The following is a 21,634-nucleotide window of genomic DNA, read 5'->3' as shown; positions in this document are numbered from 1 at the left end:
CCTTCTGCTGCACGGTGGCAGGGGGTCCTATGTGTTTGTGGGGGGTCCCGCTTGGCGGGGGTTCTTGCTATACGGTGAAGGCAAGTTCTGGAAAGAGGGATGCCGGTTGAATCTGGAGAAACGTGACACTATATTAAGAGAAATCCAATACTGGAGAAGAAGCAAGCTGCTGCCCGAGCAATACTGTGACTTCCTGACCAACCTCTATGATGAGGATCAAGCAGAGATGAAAGACAGCAATCCGGTATCCTTGCGGAATCTCCAGCAGGGAAGCATCAAAATTTGGCTGTTTGGTTTTGGAATTATTTCCTTGATTTTCTTGATTAGTCTTTATTTTAGCGTTTTTCCCTGGCCTTTGCAACTTGGAACGGCGCTCAGTGTCTTAATTATTTGTTATGGATATTCGGCTATTTATTTGAACCGCAACAAGATGATCAGTCTGATGCTGGCGGGAATTGGCAGCGTATTAACGCTGGGATTCGGACTCTGGCTGATTGAGCTGCATGATCTTGATCCGGCTTTCTGGAGGCCTTTGTTAATTGCAGGCTGCGGTCTTTTATGGTGCGTGCTGGGATTCTTACTGCGCATCGGACTACTTCACTTCTGCGGATATGCCTTTTGGGCACTGCTGTATGCAGGGTTCTTCGGCCAGGTACGGCCGGATGCATCTATGCTTGAGCTGGAGCTGCTCTGGCTGCCGCTGTGTGTACTCATGATCTGGATGAGCTGGCTGCTGTATCACAAGGTCAGCGGGGTCTCAGGAGTGTATCTGGGCGTTGGAGTCTCCCTCTGGCTGATGCCGGAGGTGGATGCGTTGTGGCTCAGATCGGGATTCCCCGAATGGACTACACTTGTATTAATACTGAAGATAGCAGTGGGGCTTGCGCTGCTGTTCCTCTTCAGAAAAAAATGGATAACGTGGGTGGCCTCATGAACAACGTAAAATTATCAGACCGGCTTCAGCTGCTGCTGGAGCAGGTGCCGCAGGGCAGCAGACTGGCCGATATTGGATCGGATCACGCGCTCTTGCCGGTTGCGGCTGTACAGAGCGGAATAGCTCCTGCTGCCATTGCAGGCGAAGTGAATCCTGGTCCCTATGATGCTGCACTCCGGGGCGTAGCAGAAGCAGGGCTCGGCGGACAAATCACCGTACGGCGCGGAGACGGGCTTGAGGTGCTGGAGCCTGGAGAAGCGGACTGCATCACCATTGCCGGTATGGGCGGATCATTGATCGCAGCTATACTTGAACGCGGTCGGAAGCTGGGTAAGCTGGCCGGAGTGAAGACCCTTGCGCTGCAGCCGAATGTAGGCGAGGATATTCTCCGCCGCTGGCTGCTGGATAACGGCTGGGTGCTGGTCTCGGAGCATATTTTGGAAGAAGACGGCAAACGGTATGAGATCCTGACAGCTGTTCCTGAAGATGCTGAAGCTAAGCGGACGAATGAACAGCTCTACAGCGAATATGCTCTCGCTGGAGGCAAGGTAGTCTGTGACCAAGCGCTGCTGCTGCAGATGGGACCCTGGCTGCTGCAAGCACCGAATGAAGTGTTCGCGGCTAAGTGGCAGGGGGAAATCGCCAAGCTGGAAGGGATTCTAAGCTCGCTGTCGCGTTCAGAGCTGGAGGCGGCAGAAGAGAAGCGCAGCAAGATCAGACTGCAGATTAAGCGGATTACGGAGGTGCTGGAATGTTTGCCAAAGGACAGACTGTAATTGGATACATGGAGCAGCTTGCCCCGAAGCATCTGGCGGAGGAATGGGATAATGTCGGGCTTCAGGTAGGCAGCCTGCAGAAGGAGATTACCGGCGTACTGGTTGCTCTGGATGTCAATGAGCATATCGTGGACGAGGCGGTGGCCAAGGGCTGCAATCTGATTATTGCTCATCATGCTGTTATTTTCCGGCCGATCAAAGGCATTCTTACCGATACTCCCATGGGCCGGCTGTATGAGAAGCTGATCAAAAACGACATTGCCGTGTACATCAGCCATACCAATCTGGATGTGGCAGAAGGCGGAATGAACGACTGGATGGCGGAAGCGCTGGGCATTGAGAACGGCGCACCGATCAAGGATATTCATACGGAGCAATTGTCCAAGCTCGTGGTATTTGTGCCGAAGGATCATCATCAGAAGGTGCTGGATGCCGTCCTGAACGCCGGAGCGGGCTGGATTGGCAATTACAGCCATTGCAGCTTCAATATCGAAGGCTATGGAACCTTCATCCCGCAGGAAGGCACAGACCCGTATATCGGTACGCCGGGCAAGCTGGAGCGCGCTGAAGAAGTCCGTATCGAGACGATTGTGCCGCATACCATCCGGAACAAAGTCGTACAGGCCATGCTGAAGGCCCATCCGTACGAAGAGGTGGCCTATGATCTGTATTCTATGGACCTCAAAGGCCGCAGCCTTGGACTTGGACGGGTGGGGAAGCTGACAGAGCCAGCCACGCTTGGAGAATTCGTCGAAACGGTCAAACGCGGGCTGGATGTGGAGAGCGTACGGGTCGTTGGAGATCTGAACCGTCCGATCCGCAAGGCAGCAGTGATGGGCGGGTCCGGTGCCAAGTACTACAACAGCGCCATCTTCAAAGGGGCCGATGTGCTGGTGACGGGAGATATTGATTACCACACTGCGCAGGATGCGCACCTGGCTGGTATCGCATTGATCGATCCGGGTCATAATGCGGAGAAGATTATGAAGGAGAAGGTGGCCGAATTTCTGTCCGGCAAGCTGACTGAGCATAAGTATGGCACAGGGGTACATGCTTCTGCGCTGAATACCGAGCCTTTTCATTTCATGTAACTGTATTTCAGGGAGACTGTAATTATTTACACTTGTGCGGGCTTATGCATATCTGTATAATATACAATGTTGTTTCGGAAAGTTTGACAGACAATCGCCGGTATGCGTGTGAACGTATGCGGGAGGAAAGTCCGGGCTCCACAAGGCAGGGTGCTGGATAACGTCCAGTCGGCGCGAGCTGAAGGATAGTGCCACAGAAATGGACCGCCGATGGCCGCTTTCGGGCGGCACAGGCAAGGATGGAACCGAGGTGTAAGAGACCCCGAGGAACGCTGGTGACTTCGTTCCTGGTAAACCCCATCTGGAGCAAGACCTAATGAGACGCAGCAGCTTCCTTAACCGGGAGCCGCAGCCTTCGCCTGAGGCGCGTCTAGGTTGGTCGCTGGAGCTGTGCAGTAATGTATGGCCTAGATAGATGATTGTCGCTTATGGTGGGAGGGTAGTTCCCGTTTGAACCACAACGAGCACAGAACCCGGCTTACGGCAAACTTTCCTAACTGACAACTATGACTATCTCTCAATAGCTAATACGTTAATAAAACAGCGATTCTCCGGTTACTTGGAGAATCGCTGTTCTGCGTTCCGGGCCTGTCCAGAGTAGCGTACACGCTTGAATTATAGAGGGAGCAGGCGCTGCTCATAACGGGACAGTGCAGTCTCCAGCCGCTTCACGGCAAGCGGAAGCAACTCCGGCCGTGTATGAGTGAAATTCAGGCGCATGGCATTCCTCAGCGGCTGCTCGGAGTAGAACACTTCACCGGGAACAAAGGCCACCCCCTCCTCTACGGCAAGCGGCAGCAGATCGGCAGTATGGATATGGGCAGGCAGGCTCAGCCATAGGAACATGCCGCCGCGAGGCTCCAGGAAGCTCGCTTCCTGCCAACGCTGCGAAGAGAGCTCTGCCGAGAGCAGCCTCATCCGTGACTTATACTCCCGGGAGATCCGGCGGATATGTGCTTCAAGGTCGAACACGAGCAGTAGCTCATGCAAGGCCCGCTGATCTATCGTACTGGAGTGCAGATCGGCTGCCTGCTTGGCCTTGGCGAGTATCTGGACCAGCTCCGCAGGACCCGCGATCCAGCCTGTGCGCAGCCCGGGTGCTGCAATTTTGGAGAAGGTGCCTGTATAGACCACACAAGGATCGCCGCCCAGTCCTCTGTCAATAGCAGCCAGGGTAGGCGGATAAGCTTGCGGTGATTCATCAAAGGCAATCTCCCCGTACGGGTTATCCTCCAGAATCAGCACACCATATCTCCGGCACAGTGCCACCACTTGTTCACGGCGTTCTCTGCTCCAGGTTGCACCTGTCGGATTGTTGAAGGTAGGCACAGCGTACAAGAGCTTAGGGCGGTGTGTGCGGAGCTGCTCTTCCAGATGCTCTGGAAGCATTCCTGCATGATCGCTCATCACAACCTGAATGTCGGCGCGGTAAGAACCCAGGACCTGCAAGGCAGCAAGATAAGTCGGTGCCTCCACAAGCACGGTGTCCCCCGGATCAAGCATTATCCTGCAGAGCAGATCTATTGCTTGCTGGGAGCCGGTAGTGAGGATCATTTCATGGGCGGACACAGGCATACCCTGCTGCCCCAGTCTGGCCGCGATCTGTTCCCGCAAGGGAAGATAGCCTTCAGTCAGTCCATATTGCAGCGCAGTAGGACTGCTCGTCAGTACACGGCTGTAAGCCTCCCGGATCGCCTCTGCCGGAAACAGCTCTTCAGCAGGCAGTCCGCCTGCGAGCGAGATGATGTCTTTGCCCTGTGTAATTTTGAGAATATCGCGGACAGCGGAGGACCCCAGATGGTTTGTCATTTCCGCATAGTTGATCTTCATATTCATGCTCCCTGCTATTCTGAATTTTGTAGTATCATAACGTTATAGCGGTATAACAGTAAAGCGGTAAATATAACAGTCAGGAGGAAGCAGCCATGCATATTGAATTACTCCGTAGCGGCGACAAATCGCTGCCGCAGCAGATCAGTGAGACGATCTCCCAGCGGATAACCTCAGGACTGCTGCAGCCGGGTTCCCGGCTGCCGTCCGTCAGAGGCCTGTCTTCCTCCTTGAAGGTAAGCCAGGTAACGGTAAGCAAGGCTTATGCAGACCTGGAGACACGAGGGCACATCCTGTGCAGCCAGGGCAAAGGCTGCTATGTAACCGATCGGGAGCCAGGCAAGCAAGGCGCAGCAGCCGGATGGCAGGACGGTTACGATGACTATCTGCCCCGGGCCCAGCTATGGCGTAATTTCGATGTTACAGAGGTGGACTATCCCTTTCACCTGGCGGCCATTCACAGCAGCCTTCTCCCGCTCGGGACGATTGGAGCGACGATGGCGGCTCTCGTAAGGGAACAGCCGGAGCTGATGGCCACCTACGGTAACTTCCAGGGTGATCCGGAGCTGCGCGAGGTGATGCGCAGGCATCTGCAGAGCCGCGGAATCCGGCTTAGCTCCGGTGATTTGATGATCACCAGCGGCTCCCAGCAGGGGATTGATCTTGTGGCCCGGACGTTCGTTGGTCCGGGGGATACCGTGTATCTGGAAGCGCCCAGCTACACAGGGGCGATTGATGTTTTTGCCGGGCGGGGAGCAGAGATGATCTTCGTTCCGATGGACGGGGAAGGTATGAGGGTAGACAAGCTGACAGCAATGTGTGACCGGAAGCCGCCTAAGCTTATCTATACCAATCCGACCTTTCAGAATCCTAGCGGAGTCACGATGAGCATGACAAGAAGACAGCGGCTGCTGGAGCTTGCCCGCAGCTACCACTGTCTCATTGTGGAGGATGATCCGTTCAGTGACCTGTATTTCCATCAGCCGCCTCCGGCTTCCATCAAGTCGATGGATACCGCCGGGCATGTAGTGTATATGAAGAGCTTCAGCAAGGTCCTGGCCCCCGGCTGCAGAATCGCCTGTGTTGCCGCTGAGGGCAATATTCTCTCCAGGCTGATCGCTGCCAAGTCTGCGAGTGACCTCGGCAGTCCGCTGTTGACCCAGCGGGCCGTATTACCCTTCATAGAACGCAAATATGAGGACTATGCAGCGAAGCTGAGGATAGCGCTGCGTATGCGTCAGGAAGCGGCGGCGAAGCTGCTTAAGCAGTATGCCCCGGCCGGGGTAACCTGGCGATTGCCGGAGGGCGGCTTGAATCTGTGGCTGCAGCTGCCGGATTCTCCTGCGATTGACAAGCTGCATGCCCTGGCTGAGCAGGAAGGAATTTCGTTCCTGCCGGGCGATGTCTGCTATGCCGGTGATATGCCCTCACGGCATATCCGGCTATGTTATTCGCAGCTTACGCAAGAAGGCATGGAGCGTGGACTCCGGCAGTTCCTGCTGCTGCTGGAACGGCATTTGCGCTTCGGCAGCTAGCTTATTGCTATTGTATAGAGTTCAACTGTTTGCCGACATGCTGCGGGAACAATTGCAGCGGAACCTCGCCTCCGCCTGCCGCCTGGAGGGTGCGGTAGATATCGACCTGGCCCCAGCCGTAATATTTATCATGTCCGGCATTCCCCAGATCCACAGCGTTAGTAGTCAGTAACTCCGTGACCTCCTTATTGGTCAGTGCAGGATTGAGCGAGCGCACCAGCCCGGCCAGGGCGGCCACATGAGGACTGGCCATCGAGGTACCGGATAATGCCGCATACTGGTTATCAGGATAGGTGCTGGCAATACTCTCCCCCGGGGCAGCTACATCAATGTATTCCCCGTAATTGGAGAAGGAGGCTCTGTCTCCGGAGGCGTTGGTTGCAGCTACCGCAATAACCTCTTCATATGCCGCCGGATAACCGGGACGCTCCGTATTGTCATTACCTGAAGCGGAGACAATGACGATATCGCGGTCGTAGGCATATTTAATGGCATCATGCAGAAACTGTGAGTCGGCATAGTTGCCAAGGCTGAGATTAATCACCTTGGCACCCTGGTCAGCCGCCCAGATGATCCCTTCGGCAACCGAATAGGTCGTGCCCGCCCCGGAGTTGTCGAGTGCTTTTACCGGAAGAATCTTGTTGTACCAGCTGATTCCGGCCACACCCTCCTGATTATTGGTCAATGCTCCGATAATGCCCGCAACATGCGTTCCATGGCCTACATCATCATCCGGTGTGGAGCTGTTAGTGATCGCATTATATCCTGTAAGCAGTTGCCCCTTCAGGTCGGGGTGGTTCGCTTGAACACCGGTGTCCACAACGGCTACGACGACTTCCTTGCTGCCCTTGGACAGATTCCAGCCCTGCGCAGTTTCAATCGCCGGCAGATTCCACTGGTAAGTCGAGAAGAGCAGGTCATTGGGCGTAATCACGTTAGCCCCTGTATTTTCGCTGGCCGCATCATTGGTTAAGTACATATAGTGAGGCTCTGCGTACAGCGGATGCCACTTATTAGCGAAGTAAGTTTTGAGCTGGGAATAGCTCATTTGGTCTGAACGGAAGACATAAGCGTAGCCCAGCTTGCGCGGGGCCTTACAGCGGATATCGGCAGCGATCGTCTGAAGCTGTGCCGCAGTGGGATGCCCGTTAGGGAACCGGACTACGATCTCATTCTCGTAATAATGGCTGGCATTCTCATTGTCATGTCCTGTCTTGACCGTGATATCCTTCAGGGTATCCGCATGTACGGACTCAATACGGTACTTGCCTTCCTTCGGATACGGGATAAGCCGCAGATTCTTGAGCTGATGCAGAGCAACCCGGTCCAGAATCTTCTGATTAATCAGGGCGATGACCGCAAGCTGGCCTTCCCGGTTACGCTGGGCAACGAAGTAATACTTTTTATCGCCGATTATAAAGGAAGGGGACTCATAGGCCTGGTGGCCTTTGATGGCTGATTTTGCTGTATTCAGGTATTGGAGCAGCAGCTTATTCTCCTGGTCGGTTCCTTCAGGCAGGGAGGATTTATAGGTAGTCGTCTTATGTGTGCGGAAATCAACCAGCATCAGCAGGGTAATATGTCCGTGTCCCTGCTGCAGGCTAGTGGCATATGCTGAAATATCCTCAGGCGAAGCGCCATGGATATCCGCCAGCAGCGTGCTTAGATGTCTGTTTACATCCGCGCGGTTCAGCTGGTCAGTGGCCGTTACATCCTGGACAAGAGCGGCTTTTTTAATGGTTTTCTCCTGCGGGGGATTAGGAACTGAGGCTTGTCTGAGTGTACCGCGGTCCTCCGGCCGCAGGGCAAAGGTGAGCAGCAGCACAGTCAGCGCAGCAGTGACCAGACCGGCGACGGTTAAATTTTTACGGGACATGATTTCCGCTCCTTCATCGTTATAGAATACCTGTTAGGGTTAGAAGGGAGGGCATGTTTTATGCATCATAGAAAAGGATACCGCCGTCCTTGGTTTTATGTTAATATCAGAAAGTAAGCGCCTTCCAGGGTTTTGAATTTGCGTCCGGGTGGAGGCATAAGAGATTTTGTGATACTATCAAGAGAGTACAACAACTACAAATGCAAGGAACAATAAGGGGGAGCAATCGCCATGTCAGCAGCCAATGTGCAGAAATTGTGTGAATCGACAAGAGAAAAACTTAAATCCGTAATCGAAAAAATGGAACTGTTCCTGAACGAGCATGCCCTGCCGCAGCTTGTTACCGAAAAGGATGAAGAAACGCTACATTTCTATCGGGGGTTCTTGTCCGATCTCCGCCATCTGCTGGTGTTCTCGGAAATGTCTTATGAGAAGCTTGGGCTTGCACTGCGCCGCGCTACCTTTGATGAAGTCTTCGCGCAAAAAGCGCTATATAATGTATATCATCTCGGAGTTAATAATTTCTTCTATCCCAAGAATGAGAGCTATTCGGAAGATGGACGATATGCTTATACCGGCCAGGATGCGATCCGTTTCCGTAAGAAGCCTGTCCGTCCGGCACGCGATATCATCATGGAGATCACCAAGGTATACGAAGAATTGCGCGATGATCTCACCTATTATGAGAATGATTATTTGACTGAGAAGCGGATGCAGAATCAGGTATAATTGATCCGTCGTTATCCAGTATATGAAGGTTCTGCCTAAGACCAGGTGTGTCATGTGATCATGACGTCACCTGGTCTTATTATATGTGCGCGGCATACATCAACTGGCAACGATCTGCCGCATAGCCGAAAATCACGGCGGGCATAATAGAAGCCGAGGTGATCATTATGACAAACGCCAAACCGCTTGTGAAGTGCAGTGTGAGCAACTGTCATTATTGGGGAGAACAGAACCTGTGCCGTGCCGAAGAAATTGTCATTGAGATTGATCAGCATTCAGGCAGCCGTTACATGGAAGAATATGCTGAAGAGATGACGGACAATAATCATCAGGACCATGCTGAGACTTCATCCGCCACCTGTTGTCTGACGTTTAAGCCGAACGCTTAGAGGGGGACCTTATGGATAATCCGAATGATGAACCCAAAGTGGACCGTTCAGAGCGCAGGAAAATTATTCTCAGGCCCCGCAGCAGGGTGGATTATCCCCGCAGGGACAGAAGACACAATGAGGAATACGCTGCCGAGCTCAGCCCTCCCGCGCAGCTTCAGAGAACAACCGTACGGGAAGAGGATCAGCGGTCAACCGGCGGTGTGAACGAAGGAGAGGACCGGAGAATCGGCTATATCGGCTTAGGATTCGGTGTGGTCTCTTTATTCATCTGGTCCATTATATTGGGGCCGGTTGCGGCTGTGCTGGGGTATTATGCTTATGCCAGAGGGCAAAAGTCAGCCGGTGCCTGGTCAATGGGGCTGGGAATAGTGTCTACGTTAAGTTATTTCGTCTTAATTCCTTTTGCCCGTTAGAGCAGACGGAACCTGCACATCTGATTTCAAAACAGGCTATCAGACCTAACTATGCAGGTCTGAGGTCTGTTTTTTAGCTTGTACATATAGTAATCGCCATGAATAAATAGTAAAATTAATCCGTATTTCAAATTTAAATTTTATGGGCTATGTTTAAATAGATTCAAACTGAAAGAGGGAATGGAGACATGTCAATCAATGCCGCTGCTCCAAGCGGCCAGCTGAAATGGGTGGATCTGAGAAGCTCAACCGTCAAGCGCGAAGCCGGTAAGGTCTCATCGCCTGAAGTCACGGGTTCATCAACAGCCGAGTTTGCCGCATTGCTTCAGCAGGCAGCCGTGCAGCCGCCAACTACTGGCAGCAGCAGTAGAAGCTCGTTAACTTCTCTGCCCGATGCTTCTTCCATGGATACTCTGCTGTGGCAGCAGCTTGGCGGAGCAGCAGAAGCCAAGGACAACATTTCCGGGGAAATAACAGCGACAGTGCCGACGGATTATGAAGAGCTGATCCAGACAGCCAGTGCGAAATACGGCGTCCCTGTGGATCTGATCAAGGCGGTAATTGACACAGAATCCTCGTTCAATCCTAACGTCGTATCTTCTGCGGGAGCCAAGGGGCTAATGCAGCTTATGGATGGAACAGCGAACGGATTGGGCGTCTCCGATCCTTTTGACCCGGCGCAGAGCATTGACGGCGGGGTAAGATACCTCTCTTACCAGCTTAAGCGGTATGACGGACAGGAAAAGATGGCTCTGGCCGCCTATAATGCCGGGCCGGGCCGGGTGAACAAGCTTGGCGTCAGCAACGATGCTGAGCTTATGGCGAATCTCTCCGCACTCCCGAAGGAAACTCAGGCCTACATTGCCAAAATAGAACGCGCCCGCGCGCAATACGCGGTATAATATAAAGGATCAAACGGATCTGCAATCCGCCGCTTACAGCGGCAGCAGGCCGTTTGATCCTTTTTGCAAATATAAAAAAAGGTCGGATTTTGCTATACTTATATTTCTCACTGAAATGATAAACAAAGGAGAACACCGATATATGCTGTATTGGGATTATGCCGCTGCTGCTCCCCCGTATGAAGAGGTTGTGCAGACCATGGAGCAGGTGATGCGGAAGCACTTTGCCAATCCTTCCTCCCTGCACCGGGCGGGAGAAGAGGCAGACAGGCTGGTGAAACGTGCACGGGAGGTGTGTGCAGCTGCGCTTGGCGTATTGCCGCAGGAGATTGTGTTCACCTCAGGAGCTACCGAGAGCAACAACCTGGCTGTCAAGGGGGCTGCGCTGCAATACCAGAGCAGGGGACGACATATCGTGACTACGGAGCTGGAGCATCCCTCAGTCTATGAGAGCTGTCTCCAACTGCAGAAGCTGGGCTGGGAGATTAGCTTCATTGCACCCGACAGCCAAGGTGTTGTCGAACCTTCGCGAATAGCAGCGGCGGTCCGTGCAGACACTGTGCTGGTCAGTGTAATGCATGTGAACAATGAGATCGGTACAGTACAGCCGCTGCGCGAGATCGGGCGCCAGGTGAAGGCTGTGAACCGCCGGACCCTGTTCCATGTCGATGGAGTGCAGGGCTACGGCAAGCTTGAGGTGGAGCTGAGGGACTGGCAGGCCGATCTGTACAGCTTATCAGCACATAAATTGCGCGGTCCGCGCGGAACAGGGATTCTATATGTCAGAGAAGGGGTAACGCTGTTTCCTATACTGACCGGCGGTTCCCAGGAACGGGGCCATCGTGCCGGAACAGAGAATGTGCCGAATATTGTAGCCTCAGCCAAAGCGGTGCGGATGAGCGGGGAACGGCGGCAGGAATTTACCACACGGATTCGCCCGCTGAAGACACGGCTGGAGAATTATATATCAAGAATCCCGGAGCTTGTATTGAACAGCAGCGGGGACGGGGCGCCGCATATTGTCCACTTCTCCTATCCCGGTATGAAGGGAGAGGTCATGGCCCGCAGGCTGGAGGAGCTTGGGATGGCGGTTGCCACACGTTCCGCCTGCTCCTCGCGGCTGGCGGAACCCAGCCGGATTCTGCTGTCAATGGGCAGGGATACCGCTGCTGCGCTTGGGGGCATAAGGATCAGTCTGGGGGATGGCCACACTGAACAGGATATAATACAGCTGGAGCAGGCCTTGCTTGCAGCCGTTCAATCTTTGAAGATTGCCGAAGGAGGCATGAAATAACTAATGACAACAATAGACACAGGAACCGGAGTGAAGAATGCCGGATACGGGAACAGCATGGAGTTCGCAGACATGCTCCTGCTACGCTTTGGAGAGTTTACACTGAAAGGGAAAAACCGCAGCCGGTTCGAGAAAACGGTATTGCGCCATGTGAAGGAAATGGTCAAGCCGTATCCGAAGGTGACGCTGAGCAGGGAATTCGGCCGGATTTATGTAGAGCTGAACGGTGAACCGGCGGGAGAATTAACGGATGCGCTCAAAAAAGTATTCGGGATCGCCTCGATTAGCCCGGTGAAGGTGGCACGCTCGGAATTCGAAGATATTCTGGATGCCAGCCGGACCTTCCTCCATATTGTGGCTCCGGCGGCCGGAACCAGCTTCAAGGTTAGCGCCCGCCGGGTGTGGAAGGACTTCCCTTATGGCTCGATCGAGATGAATAAGCTTGTAGCTACTCCGCTGCTGCAAGGCTATCCCGGATTGCTTGTAGATGTGAAGTCTCCGCAGCTGGAGCTGAGGATTGAGATCCGTGAAGGATACACCCTCATCTTCTGCGAGAATATTGCCGGTGTCGGCGGATTTCCGTTAGGCACGAACGGCAAAGCCATGCTGCTGCTCTCCGGCGGCATCGACAGTCCGGTTGCGGGCTGGTCATCCATGCGCAGAGGGCTGGAGGTAGAGTGTGTACACTTTTACAGTTATCCTTATACAAGCGAGCTGGCCCGGCAAAAGGTTGTAGATTTAACTCGGGTTCTGTCACGTTATGCCGGGGTGATCAAGCTGCATCTGGTACCGTTCACCGGGGTACAGACCTCCTTTACCGGGATCGGGCAGGATAATCTGATTATTACCCTGATGCGCCGGGCGATGCTGCGGATTGCTACAGGGCTCGCTGAGCGCGAAGGAGCGCTGGCTCTGGTTACCGGTGACAGTCTGGGCCAGGTGGCCAGCCAGACTTTGCCGAGTATGAATGTAATTGGCCGTGCCACCAGCCTGCCATTGCTGCGTCCGCTGGTGATGATGGATAAGAGTGAGATTGTGGAGCTGTCCCAGAACATCGGGACGTACGACTTGTCCATTCTTCCTTACGAGGATTGCTGTACGCTGTTCGTGCCCAAATCACCGACAACGAATCCGAACATGCGGATTGTGGACAAAATCGAAGCCACACTGCCCGGGTATCAGGCTCTGCTGGATGCTGCGGTTGCAGGAACGGAGACAGTGTCCATTACGCCATATGGCAACGAGAAGCCTAATGACTTAGTGCCGGCTCAGGCAGGGCTGGAGGAAGAGTGGTTCTAAATAGACAGGGATTATTCGGGGGGATTAAACAGAGCTTCCGCTGCGCGGAATACTGCTGTGCGTATGGCGGCGTTTCCAGTGACCGGCGGCGAGGATGCCCGCAATCACTGCGGCAATGAACAGATAGTGCAGCAACGGGTGTATGGTGAAGTAAGCGGCAATCTTCTGCTCACTGGCGATCATGCTGGAGGCTGTGAAGCCCAATACGGCTGAGCCGATATAGATAATCCAGGGGTATCTGTTGATCAGTCTGATGAACAGGGTACTGCCCCAGACGACAATCGGCACACTGATCAGCAGCCCAAGCACAACAAGCGTAATATTATGTTTGGCTGCACCGGCGATAGCAATTACATTGTCCAGGCCCATGGCGGCATCCGCTATAACGATGGTCCGCACAGCCGCCCACAGAGTGCCGCCCGCGTGAATATCCGTTTCCGTATTGTCTCCGGACAGCAGCTTGAAGGCGATGAGGATAAGCAGCAGTCCGCCGCATAGCAGCAGCCAGGGAATCTGAAGCAGCCACACGACCAGAATGGTGGCGATTATCCGCAGGACGACAGCGCCGCCTGTTCCCAGCAGAATCGCTTGTTTCTGCTGGCTTCCCTGAAGGTTCCGCGCGGCCAGACCGATTACAATCGCATTGTCGCCGGCCAGGATCAGATCCAGGAAAACAATATTGAGCAGAGATAATATGAAATCCACAGCGGATGTATTCATTCCGGATCACTCCTCTATACTCTGATATACGCTGGAATCCGGCTGCTCATGCTCAGTTTCTATAAAAAACGGGACAAGAAGCATAGCTTGTCGCCCCAGGGCATACATGTAGATACATGGAGCCCGGGGAGGTAGAGTTGGATGGATTCTTTATTGCTGCTTGGTGAGATATTGATGATTAATCTGGTGCTCAGCGGGGACAATGCCATGGTCATCGCGATGGCCAGCAAGAATCTTCCGGAGAAGCACCGGAAGCTGGCCGTCTGGTGGGGCGCCGCCGGAGCTGTCGCACTGCGCTGTATTCTGACCTTTGCCGCAGTGCTGCTGCTCAAGATCCCCTATATTCAGGCCGGAGGGGCAATGCTGCTGCTCTGGATTTCCTTCAAGCTGCTGCTTGAGGACGAAGGTGAACTCAGGATTGAGGGAAGCGCGAGCGTCTGGAAGTCGGTGCGCACCATTTTGCTGGCTGATTTCATCATGAGTCTGGACAATGTACTGGCGATAGCAGGACTGGCCAAAGGGGATCTGGCACTTATCGTGATCGGGATTGCGATCAGCATACCGATTGTAGTCTGGGGAAGCGGCATTATCGTAGGCTGGCTGCACCGCTTTCCGGTGCTGGTCTTCATCGGTGCTTATATCCTGGCGTATACCGCCGGTAACATGCTGCTGCAGGATGCCAAATTCGGCCCGGTGATTTCGTTCCTGCTGCCAACCCTTCACGCGCTATTGCCGATGCTGCTGGGTATCATCGTTGTGATAACGGGCATGGTTAAGCGCAGAACCCTGTCCGCAGGTTGAGAACCGGCAATACCGGCAATACTGAGGCTGTACCAAAAGCTGGAAGGCTTTGGTGCAGCTTTTTTCTTTATTATAATCGTCCAGTGCCTGAAGAATGATGGTGTTTTATGTCTTTATCAGATAAAATAAAAGGGAATGCTGTCGCCAGTGAAAAGACACGAATTTTGAAGGGATAGGTGAAAAATGTCTTCCAAAAATGACATGAAACTGGGTGTGTATATCGCAGCCGCCGGCCTTGTGATTCTGCTGGGCAAGCTGGGGGTGTTCGGTTTTCTGGGACGAACCTTGTGGCCGCTCATCATTCTGGTTCCGGGCCTGATCCTGCATGTGCTCTTTTTCACCCGCCGCGCTTCTGCATCAGTACTCATTCCTGCGGGCATACTAACGGTGTACGGCTTGCTCTTTGGCTTATGCAATACCTGGGGCTGGGATCTTATGAGGCATTTATGGCCTGCACTTCTGCTGGGTATCGCGGTCGGACTATACGAATATTCGCTGTATGCTTCAGCCGGAACCAGAGGATTGACAACCACCTCCGTGATTCTCGGGCTGCTTAGCCTGGTGCTGATTATTTTCACTCTGCTGGGTACCGGGGCGTTGTATCTGCTCGGCGCTGTACTGGTTGCTGCAGGTCTCTGGCTGATGCTGGGCAGAGGCAGACCGGGAAGCCGCAAGAAGTGGAACGGTGGCTGGTAAGCGGTGGACAAGCAGACCTTGATCCGCTGAATATGCCCCGTTGAATCAGCCTTATGGCAGAATTAGAAAAATTAAGCGAGCCTGGTAACGTTTTTTTTCAGAAAAAGACTTGCTTTTCATAGTACTTTCACTATAAAATTAAGGAATGTTGGAGCGTCGGCTTTCTGCCTGGCGCTTCTTTTGTGAGACTGCCGTGACATGCTATAAATTTAAACATTTTTAATTTGATAAATGAGAGGATTTGGATACAAATCATGCATTCAAGAAAAGATATCCGTAATATTGCGATCATTGCCCACGTTGACCATGGTAAAACAACACTCGTCGATCAGCTTCTTCAGCAGTCCGGGATTTTCAGCGCGCACGAGCACTTGCAGGAACGGGCCATGGACAGTAACGATCTGGAGCGGGAACGCGGAATCACCATCCTAGCCAAAAATACAGCAATTACCTATAAAGAGTTCCTGATCAACATCGTAGATACCCCTGGACATGCCGACTTCGGCGGTGAAGTTGAACGGATCATGAAGATGGTTGACGGCGTACTGCTCGTGGTTGACGCTTATGAAGGCTGCATGCCGCAGACGAAATTCGTGCTGCGCAAAGCGCTAGAACAGAACCTGACCCCTATCGTAGTCGTGAACAAGATTGACCGTCCGGCTGCGCGTCCGAAGGAAGTTATTGATGAAGTCCTGGATCTGTTCATTGAGCTTGAAGCCAATGACGATCAGCTTGAATTCCCGGTTGTGTATGCTTCTGCACTTAACGGCACATCAAGTATGGTCCCTGAGAAGCAGGATGACACGATGCTTGCCCTGTACGAAACAATTGTTGAGCATATTCCGGCTCCAACCGAAAAGATTGAAGAACCATTGCAGTTCCTGGTAACCCTGATGGACTACAATGAATACCTGGGCCGTATTGCCATTGGCCGCGTGAACCGTGGTGTAATCAAGCAAGGCCAGTCCGTGACTGTAATTATGCGTGACGGCAAGAGCAAGACTGCCCGGATTGAGAAGTTGTTCGGCTTCCAGGGTCTGAAGCGTGTGGAGACGGAAGAGGCTGGCGCAGGCGACATCGTTGCCATTGCCGGTATCAAGGATATCAACATCGGTGAGACCATTGCTGATCCGCAGCATCCTGAAGCTCTTCCGGTGCTGAAGATCGACGAGCCTACGATGCAAATGACATTCCTCGTGAACAACAGCCCGTTCGCAGGTAAAGAAGGCAAGTGGGTTACCTCCCGTAAGCTGCGTGAGCGTCTGTTCAAAGAGCTGGAGACCGATGTCAGCTTGCGTGTAGATGAGACAGATTCCCCTGACGCATTTGTTGTATCCGGCCGTGGTGAGCTTCACCTGGGTATCCTGATCGAGAACATGCGCCGTGAAGGTTACGAAATGCAGGTATCCAAGCCTGAAGTTATTGTTAAGGAAATCGACGGAGCCAAAATGGAGCCGCTTGAGCGTCTGATGATTGATGTTCCGGAAGAAAGCATGGGCGCTGTTATGGAAAGTCTGGGCACACGCAAAGCAGAAATGGTCAACATGATCAATCATGGTACTGGCCAGGTTCGCCTGGAGTTCCTGATTCCTGCACGTGGTCTGATTGGTTACAATACCTACTTCCTGACCCTGACCCGTGGTTATGGCGTTATGAACCATGCGTTTGACAGCTATGCCCCACTGATTGGCGGACAGGTTGGCGGACGTCACCAGGGCGTACTCGTATCCAGTGAAACCGGCAATACGACTCTCTATGGCATGATGGGAGTAGAAGACCGCGGTATTCTCTTCCTGGAACCGGGAACTGAAATTTATGAAGGCATGATTGTGGGTGAACACACCCGCGATAATGACATCATTGTAAATATCTGCAAAGAAAAACAGCTGACCAACGTACGTTCTGCTACGAAGGATGAGACTGTGAAGATGAAAACTCCACGTATGTTCTCACTGGAAGGTGCTCTTGAGTACCTGAATGATGATGAATATTGCGAAATCACTCCTAAATCTGTTCGTCTGCGCAAAAAGATCCTGAACAAGGGCGAGCGCGAACGTGTAGAGAAGCAGCGTAAAGCGGCGCAAGCCAGCCAAGCTTAAACTGCGATCCATTCAAGCCGCCGGATGAAGAATCCGGCGGCTTTTATTGTGGTTTTGCAGTATAAAACGGCTGTGGATGATATAATGTAAGCGATACTTATATCCGGGAGGAGTGACGGGTTATGCAGAGCTGGTTCGCAGAGCATCCAATTGTCGCTTACATTGTCATCTTTATTCTACTGACGTACGTGTATAACCGTGTATTTCGCGTTAACCAGAAGCTGCCTATCGGCAAAGAGATCGTACTCTACATCATGATGGCTGCGGGTTCGGGGATGCTGCTCATTTTCCAGCATGACAAGCTGCCGATTATCCAGTGCCTGCTGGTGGCTGTCGGACTGATGCTGCTTGTGCGTGTCCGCTATCTGGTAGAGGCCCGGCAGAAGCGGAAGGCTTCCGCTGCAGCGAAGCGTAACTAGGGCGCAACTTTTGCTGCCCATATTCGTCTAAGTTATTATAAAGTGATCTTATTCTACCTGAATGAAAAGGAACTAAATCAATTATGAATACAAGCAAGGGCGGTCTGCCACCCAGAAAGAACAGCCCGCAAGGAAGCACCAATAACAGACAACAGCCCAGATCAACGGCACCAGCTACAACCAAAAAATCAACCGCAAGCAAAAAGAAAAAGCCTAAAAAGCGCAGCTTCTTCTTCCGCCTGATGAGACTCCTGCTGGTCATTCTCCTGATTGCCGTATTGGCAGCCTTAGGTTACGCAGGATACTTGTACTGGAAGGTTGACCGGGGAGGATTCGGAGTGGATCAGCCGGTTCAGGCGGGACAATCCGCGTCAGAGAAGCCGCTGACCCTGCTTTTGCTAGGCACCGATAACCGTCCGAAGCACCCGTCCAACCTGACGGATGTGATTATGGTCGCGGCCTTGAACCCGGAGACCAAATCGGCCACTGTGGTTTCATTGCCCCGTGATACATACGTCGAGCTGAGCGGATACAAGAAGAGTAAGATCAACGCTTTTTACTCCCGCTTCAAGGGTAAAGAGAAGACCTCAGGCATTCTTGCCGAGGACGAGATGAAGAAGATGATGAGCAAATATCTGGACATTGAGGTTGATTATACAACGGTGCTGGATTTCCAGGGCTTCCGGGATATTGTGGATGAATTCGGGGGCGTAGACGTTAATATCAGCGCAAATATGTGTTATACGGACAGCGTGGACGGCACAGATATTAATCTCAAGAAGGGCCAAGCCCAGCTAAACGGAGACAAAGCCCTTGATTATGTACGTTACCGTAAGTCCAACTGCAAACCGGCTACGAAGCCTTCCGATGATTTTGAACGCAATAAACGCCAGAACGAGGTGCTGAATTCACTGATCTCCCAGATGCAGTCGCTGGGCGGTGTACTCAAAATCGGCCGGGTGCTGGACGCAGTGGACGATAACCTGGAGAGCGATATTGAAAATGCGCAGATTAAGAGTCTGATCGCCACCTACTGGGATATTTCCAAGGAGAATGTCGAATATGTGCCGGTTACCGGAACCTGGCGCAGTCCTTATGTATATATTAACGACAAAGAGCTTGAAGCGGCCAAGAAAAGCCTGCAGGACCGGATATCCGGTGTCTCTGCTTCCGTGGCGGCAGGCAGCCGATGAGCCAGGGTACATTCTCTGTAAATTGAATGCAAGTTTTGTCCTGTGCTATAATATAATAAATTGAATGTACTCATGCCGCATAGGGGGCCTGTAACTATGTCCGAAGCCGTTGCTCAGCTCAATGAAACTTTGCTAGCTATGCTGCAATCAGAAACCTTTGTTCTTCTTAATACTGTGGATGCAGAATCCGGAGGACCTACGTCGACTGCGATCTCCTGGATCTATGCAGTGAGCCCGTCTATTGTCCGGCTGGCTGTGGACCACCGCTCCCGGCTTGTGAACAACATGAAGGTGAACCCGCTGGTAACGATTACAGTGTTTGGTGAGGGGACTGTACATGCCATCAACGGCCGTGCTGCGGTTAGGCAGGACCCACTAGCGGATGTCCCGTTCAAGATGTGCTGTTTTGATGTTGAGATTGAAGCAGTCCGCAATGCGCTGTTCTACGGCGCCCATCTGGAATCTGCTCCAAAATATGCGAAGGTATACGATGCACGTGCGGCGGAGAAGCTGGACGGTCAAGTGTTTACCGCCATGCAAAAAGCCTAGTGTGCTGTCACTAGGCTTTTTACGTCCAAAAATAACAAGGATTTGTCATACGCTCTGCTATCGGGTATTCCCTTGCGGCTCTATATCCTCCGGAAGCTGCGGGATGATCCGGCCGATAATATCGGCCATTTCAGAAGCGAAGCCGGAGACCGGATTGCCCTTGGCAATATGCTTGCCCATCTCGGCCAGCCTGCTGCTGAGGTCCATGTCGGCAGTGACCAGGACTCTTACGCCTCTGGGGTCCTTGCGGATCGCTTCAGCTACAGAGTACTTCACGCTTCCGACCCGTGAACGGGTAAGCGCCCCGTCCACATCAATGCCGACAACGGCAAGATTGTTCATAACGACACAGTGGACGCCTTTGACACCGGGAACTCTTTTAGCTAATTGTTCAAAATGGTCCTTAAGTGCAACATCGCTGTCGCCCTTACCGCGTGCGGGTTGTCCCGATCCCGGTGTGGGTTCAATGGCAGTTGTACCATCTTCGGATAAAGTCCGTACTCCGCGGTTCCCCTGACGGTCTAAAGCCTTAGCCGATTGTTTATCCTGAGGAGAGGGTGATGTCTCTTTATTAGCGATACCGCAGCTTGTCAGCAGCAGCAGTACCAGCAACAGACACATTGATTTTCTCATATGTGCGTACTCCTTTCAGCCTGAGAATCAGTGGTTACTCTTATCTTGCCCTTGCTGAATAGAGTTATGTATGGATCAATCAAACCAGGCGCTGTGGAGGGGATAACATGAAAAAGATATTCGTACTGGACACCAACGTGCTGTTGCACGACCCCAATTCGATTTTTGCTTTTAAGGCGAATGAGGTGGTCATTCCTGCTGTAGTCCTGGAAGAAATCGACTCCAAAAAACGTAATGCCGATGAAATCGGCCGCAACGCCCGCACTGTGTCACGTTTGTTAGACGGACTCCGGGAGCTGGGCCACCTGCACAGCGGAGTGGTACTGGACCATGGAGGTACGCTGAAGGTAGAGCTTAACCACCGCAGCTTCGTAAAGGTACAGGAGATGTTCGGCGAAGTCTCGAATGACAACCGGATATTGGCTGTAGCACTTAACTATCTCCATGAGGAGAATGAGAAGGCTGATCCCAGTCCTGTGGTACTTGTAAGTAAAGACGTACTCGTCCGGATCAAAGCGGATGTGCTTGGCATAACTCCGGAGGATTATTTATCCGACCGCACCGGAGATCTGAATGAACTCTATAACGGCTGCCAGTCGCTGATGGCTCATCCATCGCTGATTGATGAGTACTACAGCCAGCGCTACCTGTCCACGAAGCAATTGTCGTTGTCCTATCCGCTATATCCGCATGAATTTGTGATATTGAAGGATGAGATTGGCAGCGGCAAATCTGCTCTGCTGAAGGTAAACAGCGACGCTTCCCGGCTGGAGCCGCTCTATCTCGGCAACGATGCAGTATGGGGGATCAGCGCCCGGAATGCCCAGCAGCGGATGGCACTTGAGCTGCTTCTGAATGATGACATTCCGCTGGTTACCATCACCGGCAAGGCGGGAACAGGCAAGACGCTACTGGCGCTTGCCGCCGGATTGTTCAAGGTGGAGGATGAGCATAAATACAAGAAGCTGCTGATTGCCCGCCCGGTTGTTCCGATGGGTAAGGATATCGGGTACTTGCCGGGAGAGAAGGATGAGAAGCTCCGTCCATGGATGCAGCCGATTTATGATAACCTGGAATTCTTGTTCGATACAAAGAAAGCAGGGGATATTGATAAAATATTGATGGGCCTGGGAAGCATCCAGGTAGAGGCTCTGACCTATATCCGCGGACGCTCGATTCCGTCACAGTTCATTATCATTGATGAAGCGCAGAATCTGTCCCGCCATGAAGTGAAGACCATCGTCTCCCGTGCCGGTGAAGGCAGCAAGGTGATCCTGATGGGTGATCCCGAGCAGATTGACCATCCTTATCTGGATGCGGCGAGTAACGGACTCAGCTATATCGTGGAGAAGTTCAAGCAGCAGGGCGTCAGCGGCCATATCACTCTTGAAAAGGGTGAGCGTTCGCATCTGGCTCAGCTGGCTGCGGATTTGCTGTAGTCACTCAAGGCTCC

The 21,634-nt window shown here is 52.7% G+C and carries 21 protein-coding genes and 1 other RNA gene; 18 read left to right on the top strand and 4 right to left on the bottom strand.

Translation table 11 applies throughout. The annotated features are described in order from the left end of the window. Nucleotides 1-106: 106 nt before the first annotated feature. The 4 genes from HQN87_RS04330 (at nucleotide 107) to rnpB (ending at nucleotide 3,297) form a co-directional block, all read left to right on the top strand. Entirely contained in the window at nucleotides 107-934 is an 828-nt protein-coding gene (locus HQN87_RS04330) for a hypothetical protein (protein WP_173128312.1), read from the top strand. Continuing rightward, a complete protein-coding gene (locus HQN87_RS04325) occupies nucleotides 931-1,710 on the top strand; it encodes a tRNA (adenine(22)-N(1))-methyltransferase (protein WP_173128309.1) in 780 nt (259 codons plus the stop codon). The genes HQN87_RS04330 and HQN87_RS04325 overlap by 4 nt, the downstream gene beginning before the upstream one ends. Next, a complete protein-coding gene (locus tag HQN87_RS04320; protein WP_173128306.1) occupies nucleotides 1,686-2,801 on the top strand; it encodes a Nif3-like dinuclear metal center hexameric protein in 1,116 nt (371 codons plus the stop codon). Before HQN87_RS04325 ends, HQN87_RS04320 begins: the two co-directional genes overlap by 25 nt. Before the next feature lie 78 nt (nucleotides 2,802-2,879). Further along, nucleotides 2,880-3,297: RNase P RNA component class A (rnpB, locus tag HQN87_RS04315), an RNA gene on the top strand. A 119-nt stretch (nucleotides 3,298-3,416) separates the two neighbouring features. On the opposite strand, the gene HQN87_RS04310 is transcribed toward rnpB, so the two are convergent. Next, nucleotides 3,417-4,631, bottom strand: a complete 1,215-nt coding sequence (locus HQN87_RS04310; protein ID WP_173128303.1) for an aminotransferase-like domain-containing protein — start codon at nucleotides 4,629-4,631, stop codon at nucleotides 3,417-3,419. A gap of 95 nt (nucleotides 4,632-4,726) precedes the next feature. On the opposite strand from HQN87_RS04310, the gene pdxR reads away from it, so the two are divergent. Beyond that, entirely contained in the window at nucleotides 4,727-6,166 is a 1,440-nt protein-coding gene (pdxR, locus tag HQN87_RS04305) for a MocR-like pyridoxine biosynthesis transcription factor PdxR (RefSeq protein ID WP_173128299.1), read from the top strand. A gap of 7 nt (nucleotides 6,167-6,173) precedes the next feature. On the opposite strand, the gene HQN87_RS04300 is transcribed toward pdxR, so the two are convergent. Next, a complete protein-coding gene (locus tag HQN87_RS04300; RefSeq protein WP_173128296.1) occupies nucleotides 6,174-8,042 on the bottom strand; it encodes a S8 family peptidase in 1,869 nt (622 codons plus the stop codon). Nucleotides 8,043-8,273: 231 nt separating this feature from the next. Between HQN87_RS04300 and HQN87_RS04295 the strand changes: the two genes are divergently transcribed. From HQN87_RS04295 to thiI, 6 genes are all read left to right on the top strand, one after another. After that, complete coding sequence (locus tag HQN87_RS04295; protein ID WP_173128293.1) at nucleotides 8,274-8,771, top strand: YpuI family protein; 498 nt, start codon at nucleotides 8,274-8,276, stop codon at nucleotides 8,769-8,771. A 167-nt stretch (nucleotides 8,772-8,938) separates the two neighbouring features. Next, nucleotides 8,939-9,160, top strand: a complete 222-nt coding sequence (locus HQN87_RS04290) for a DUF1540 domain-containing protein (RefSeq protein WP_216857140.1) — start codon at nucleotides 8,939-8,941, stop codon at nucleotides 9,158-9,160. An 11-nt stretch (nucleotides 9,161-9,171) separates the two neighbouring features. Continuing rightward, nucleotides 9,172-9,576, top strand: a complete 405-nt coding sequence (locus HQN87_RS04285; RefSeq protein ID WP_173128290.1) for a hypothetical protein — start codon at nucleotides 9,172-9,174, stop codon at nucleotides 9,574-9,576. 188 nt (nucleotides 9,577-9,764) lie between these two features. Then, nucleotides 9,765-10,478 carry a lytic transglycosylase domain-containing protein gene (locus tag HQN87_RS04280; RefSeq protein WP_173128287.1) on the top strand — a complete coding sequence of 238 codons (714 nt, stop codon included), beginning with the start codon at nucleotides 9,765-9,767 and terminating at the stop codon, nucleotides 10,476-10,478. 142 nt (nucleotides 10,479-10,620) lie between these two features. Further along, the gene (locus tag HQN87_RS04275) at nucleotides 10,621-11,772 is read left to right on the top strand and encodes a cysteine desulfurase family protein (RefSeq protein ID WP_173128284.1); all 1,152 of its coding nucleotides are present in this window, start codon (nucleotides 10,621-10,623) and stop codon (nucleotides 11,770-11,772) included. Nucleotides 11,773-11,829: 57 nt separating this feature from the next. Beyond that, nucleotides 11,830-13,071 (top strand): tRNA uracil 4-sulfurtransferase ThiI, encoded by a 1,242-nt coding sequence (gene thiI, locus HQN87_RS04270; protein WP_173128884.1) that lies wholly within the window; start codon nucleotides 11,830-11,832, stop codon nucleotides 13,069-13,071. 24 nt (nucleotides 13,072-13,095) lie between these two features. On the opposite strand, the gene HQN87_RS04265 is transcribed toward thiI, so the two are convergent. After that, entirely contained in the window at nucleotides 13,096-13,791 is a 696-nt protein-coding gene (locus HQN87_RS04265; RefSeq protein WP_173128282.1) for a TerC family protein, read from the bottom strand. A gap of 141 nt (nucleotides 13,792-13,932) precedes the next feature. Between HQN87_RS04265 and HQN87_RS04260 the strand changes: the two genes are divergently transcribed. The 6 genes from HQN87_RS04260 (at nucleotide 13,933) to HQN87_RS04235 (ending at nucleotide 19,548) form a co-directional block, all read left to right on the top strand. Next, a complete protein-coding gene (locus HQN87_RS04260) occupies nucleotides 13,933-14,592 on the top strand; it encodes a TerC family protein (RefSeq protein WP_173128280.1) in 660 nt (219 codons plus the stop codon). Between the two features lie 183 nt (nucleotides 14,593-14,775). Further along, nucleotides 14,776-15,288, top strand: a complete 513-nt coding sequence (locus tag HQN87_RS04255) for a hypothetical protein (RefSeq protein ID WP_173128278.1) — start codon at nucleotides 14,776-14,778, stop codon at nucleotides 15,286-15,288. 254 nt (nucleotides 15,289-15,542) lie between these two features. After that, nucleotides 15,543-17,387, top strand: coding sequence for a translational GTPase TypA (gene typA / locus HQN87_RS04250; protein ID WP_173128276.1), 1,845 nt, complete (start codon nucleotides 15,543-15,545; stop codon nucleotides 17,385-17,387). 122 nt (nucleotides 17,388-17,509) lie between these two features. Continuing rightward, nucleotides 17,510-17,806, top strand: a complete 297-nt coding sequence (locus HQN87_RS04245) for a YlaH-like family protein (protein ID WP_173128274.1) — start codon at nucleotides 17,510-17,512, stop codon at nucleotides 17,804-17,806. 83 nt (nucleotides 17,807-17,889) lie between these two features. Further along, complete coding sequence (locus HQN87_RS04240; RefSeq protein ID WP_173128272.1) at nucleotides 17,890-18,999, top strand: LCP family protein; 1,110 nt, start codon at nucleotides 17,890-17,892, stop codon at nucleotides 18,997-18,999. Nucleotides 19,000-19,095: 96 nt separating this feature from the next. Further along, complete coding sequence (locus tag HQN87_RS04235; RefSeq protein WP_173128268.1) at nucleotides 19,096-19,548, top strand: pyridoxamine 5'-phosphate oxidase family protein; 453 nt, start codon at nucleotides 19,096-19,098, stop codon at nucleotides 19,546-19,548. A gap of 57 nt (nucleotides 19,549-19,605) precedes the next feature. On the opposite strand, the gene HQN87_RS04230 is transcribed toward HQN87_RS04235, so the two are convergent. Continuing rightward, nucleotides 19,606-20,181 carry a YhcN/YlaJ family sporulation lipoprotein gene (locus tag HQN87_RS04230; RefSeq protein WP_173128265.1) on the bottom strand — a complete coding sequence of 192 codons (576 nt, stop codon included), beginning with the start codon at nucleotides 20,179-20,181 and terminating at the stop codon, nucleotides 19,606-19,608. A gap of 107 nt (nucleotides 20,182-20,288) precedes the next feature. Here HQN87_RS04230 and HQN87_RS04225 point away from each other — a divergent pair, with 107 nt between their 5' ends. Next, nucleotides 20,289-21,620 (top strand): PhoH family protein, encoded by a 1,332-nt coding sequence (locus HQN87_RS04225; RefSeq protein WP_173128262.1) that lies wholly within the window; start codon nucleotides 20,289-20,291, stop codon nucleotides 21,618-21,620. Nucleotides 21,621-21,634 lie beyond the last annotated feature (14 nt).

The sequence above is a fragment of the Paenibacillus tritici genome (assembly GCF_013204885.1).
Lineage (GTDB): Bacteria > Bacillota > Bacilli > Paenibacillales > Paenibacillaceae > Paenibacillus_AQ > Paenibacillus_AQ tritici.
This window is presented reverse-complemented; position numbering and strand designations above follow the sequence as displayed.

Bases quoted from the DNA above. Each gene is read 5' to 3' on its own strand.
- HQN87_RS04300 (WP_173128296.1), bottom strand. From the start codon at position 8,042: ATGTCCCGTAAAAATTTAACCGTCGCCGGTCTGGTCACTGCTGCGCTG.
- HQN87_RS04240 (WP_173128272.1), top strand. From the start codon at position 17,890: ATGAATACAAGCAAGGGCGGTCTGCCACCCAGAAAGAACAGCCCGCAA.
- thiI (WP_173128884.1), top strand. From the start codon at position 11,830: ATGGAGTTCGCAGACATGCTCCTGCTACGCTTTGGAGAGTTTACACTG.
- HQN87_RS04280 (WP_173128287.1), top strand. From the start codon at position 9,765: ATGTCAATCAATGCCGCTGCTCCAAGCGGCCAGCTGAAATGGGTGGAT.
- HQN87_RS04230 (WP_173128265.1), bottom strand. From the start codon at position 20,181: ATGAGAAAATCAATGTGTCTGTTGCTGGTACTGCTGCTGCTGACAAGC.
- pdxR (WP_173128299.1), top strand. From the start codon at position 4,727: ATGCATATTGAATTACTCCGTAGCGGCGACAAATCGCTGCCGCAGCAG.
- HQN87_RS04265 (WP_173128282.1), bottom strand. From the start codon at position 13,791: ATGAATACATCCGCTGTGGATTTCATATTATCTCTGCTCAATATTGTT.
- HQN87_RS04295 (WP_173128293.1), top strand. From the start codon at position 8,274: ATGTCAGCAGCCAATGTGCAGAAATTGTGTGAATCGACAAGAGAAAAA.
- HQN87_RS04255 (WP_173128278.1), top strand. From the start codon at position 14,776: ATGTCTTCCAAAAATGACATGAAACTGGGTGTGTATATCGCAGCCGCC.
- HQN87_RS04325 (WP_173128309.1), top strand. From the start codon at position 931: ATGAACAACGTAAAATTATCAGACCGGCTTCAGCTGCTGCTGGAGCAG.
- HQN87_RS04320 (WP_173128306.1), top strand. From the start codon at position 1,686: ATGTTTGCCAAAGGACAGACTGTAATTGGATACATGGAGCAGCTTGCC.
- HQN87_RS04285 (WP_173128290.1), top strand. From the start codon at position 9,172: ATGGATAATCCGAATGATGAACCCAAAGTGGACCGTTCAGAGCGCAGG.
- HQN87_RS04225 (WP_173128262.1), top strand. From the start codon at position 20,289: ATGAAAAAGATATTCGTACTGGACACCAACGTGCTGTTGCACGACCCC.
- HQN87_RS04260 (WP_173128280.1), top strand. From the start codon at position 13,933: ATGGATTCTTTATTGCTGCTTGGTGAGATATTGATGATTAATCTGGTG.
- HQN87_RS04310 (WP_173128303.1), bottom strand. From the start codon at position 4,631: ATGAAGATCAACTATGCGGAAATGACAAACCATCTGGGGTCCTCCGCT.
- HQN87_RS04245 (WP_173128274.1), top strand. From the start codon at position 17,510: ATGCAGAGCTGGTTCGCAGAGCATCCAATTGTCGCTTACATTGTCATC.
- HQN87_RS04235 (WP_173128268.1), top strand. From the start codon at position 19,096: ATGTCCGAAGCCGTTGCTCAGCTCAATGAAACTTTGCTAGCTATGCTG.
- HQN87_RS04290 (WP_216857140.1), top strand. From the start codon at position 8,939: ATGACAAACGCCAAACCGCTTGTGAAGTGCAGTGTGAGCAACTGTCAT.
- HQN87_RS04275 (WP_173128284.1), top strand. From the start codon at position 10,621: ATGCTGTATTGGGATTATGCCGCTGCTGCTCCCCCGTATGAAGAGGTT.
- typA (WP_173128276.1), top strand. From the start codon at position 15,543: ATGCATTCAAGAAAAGATATCCGTAATATTGCGATCATTGCCCACGTT.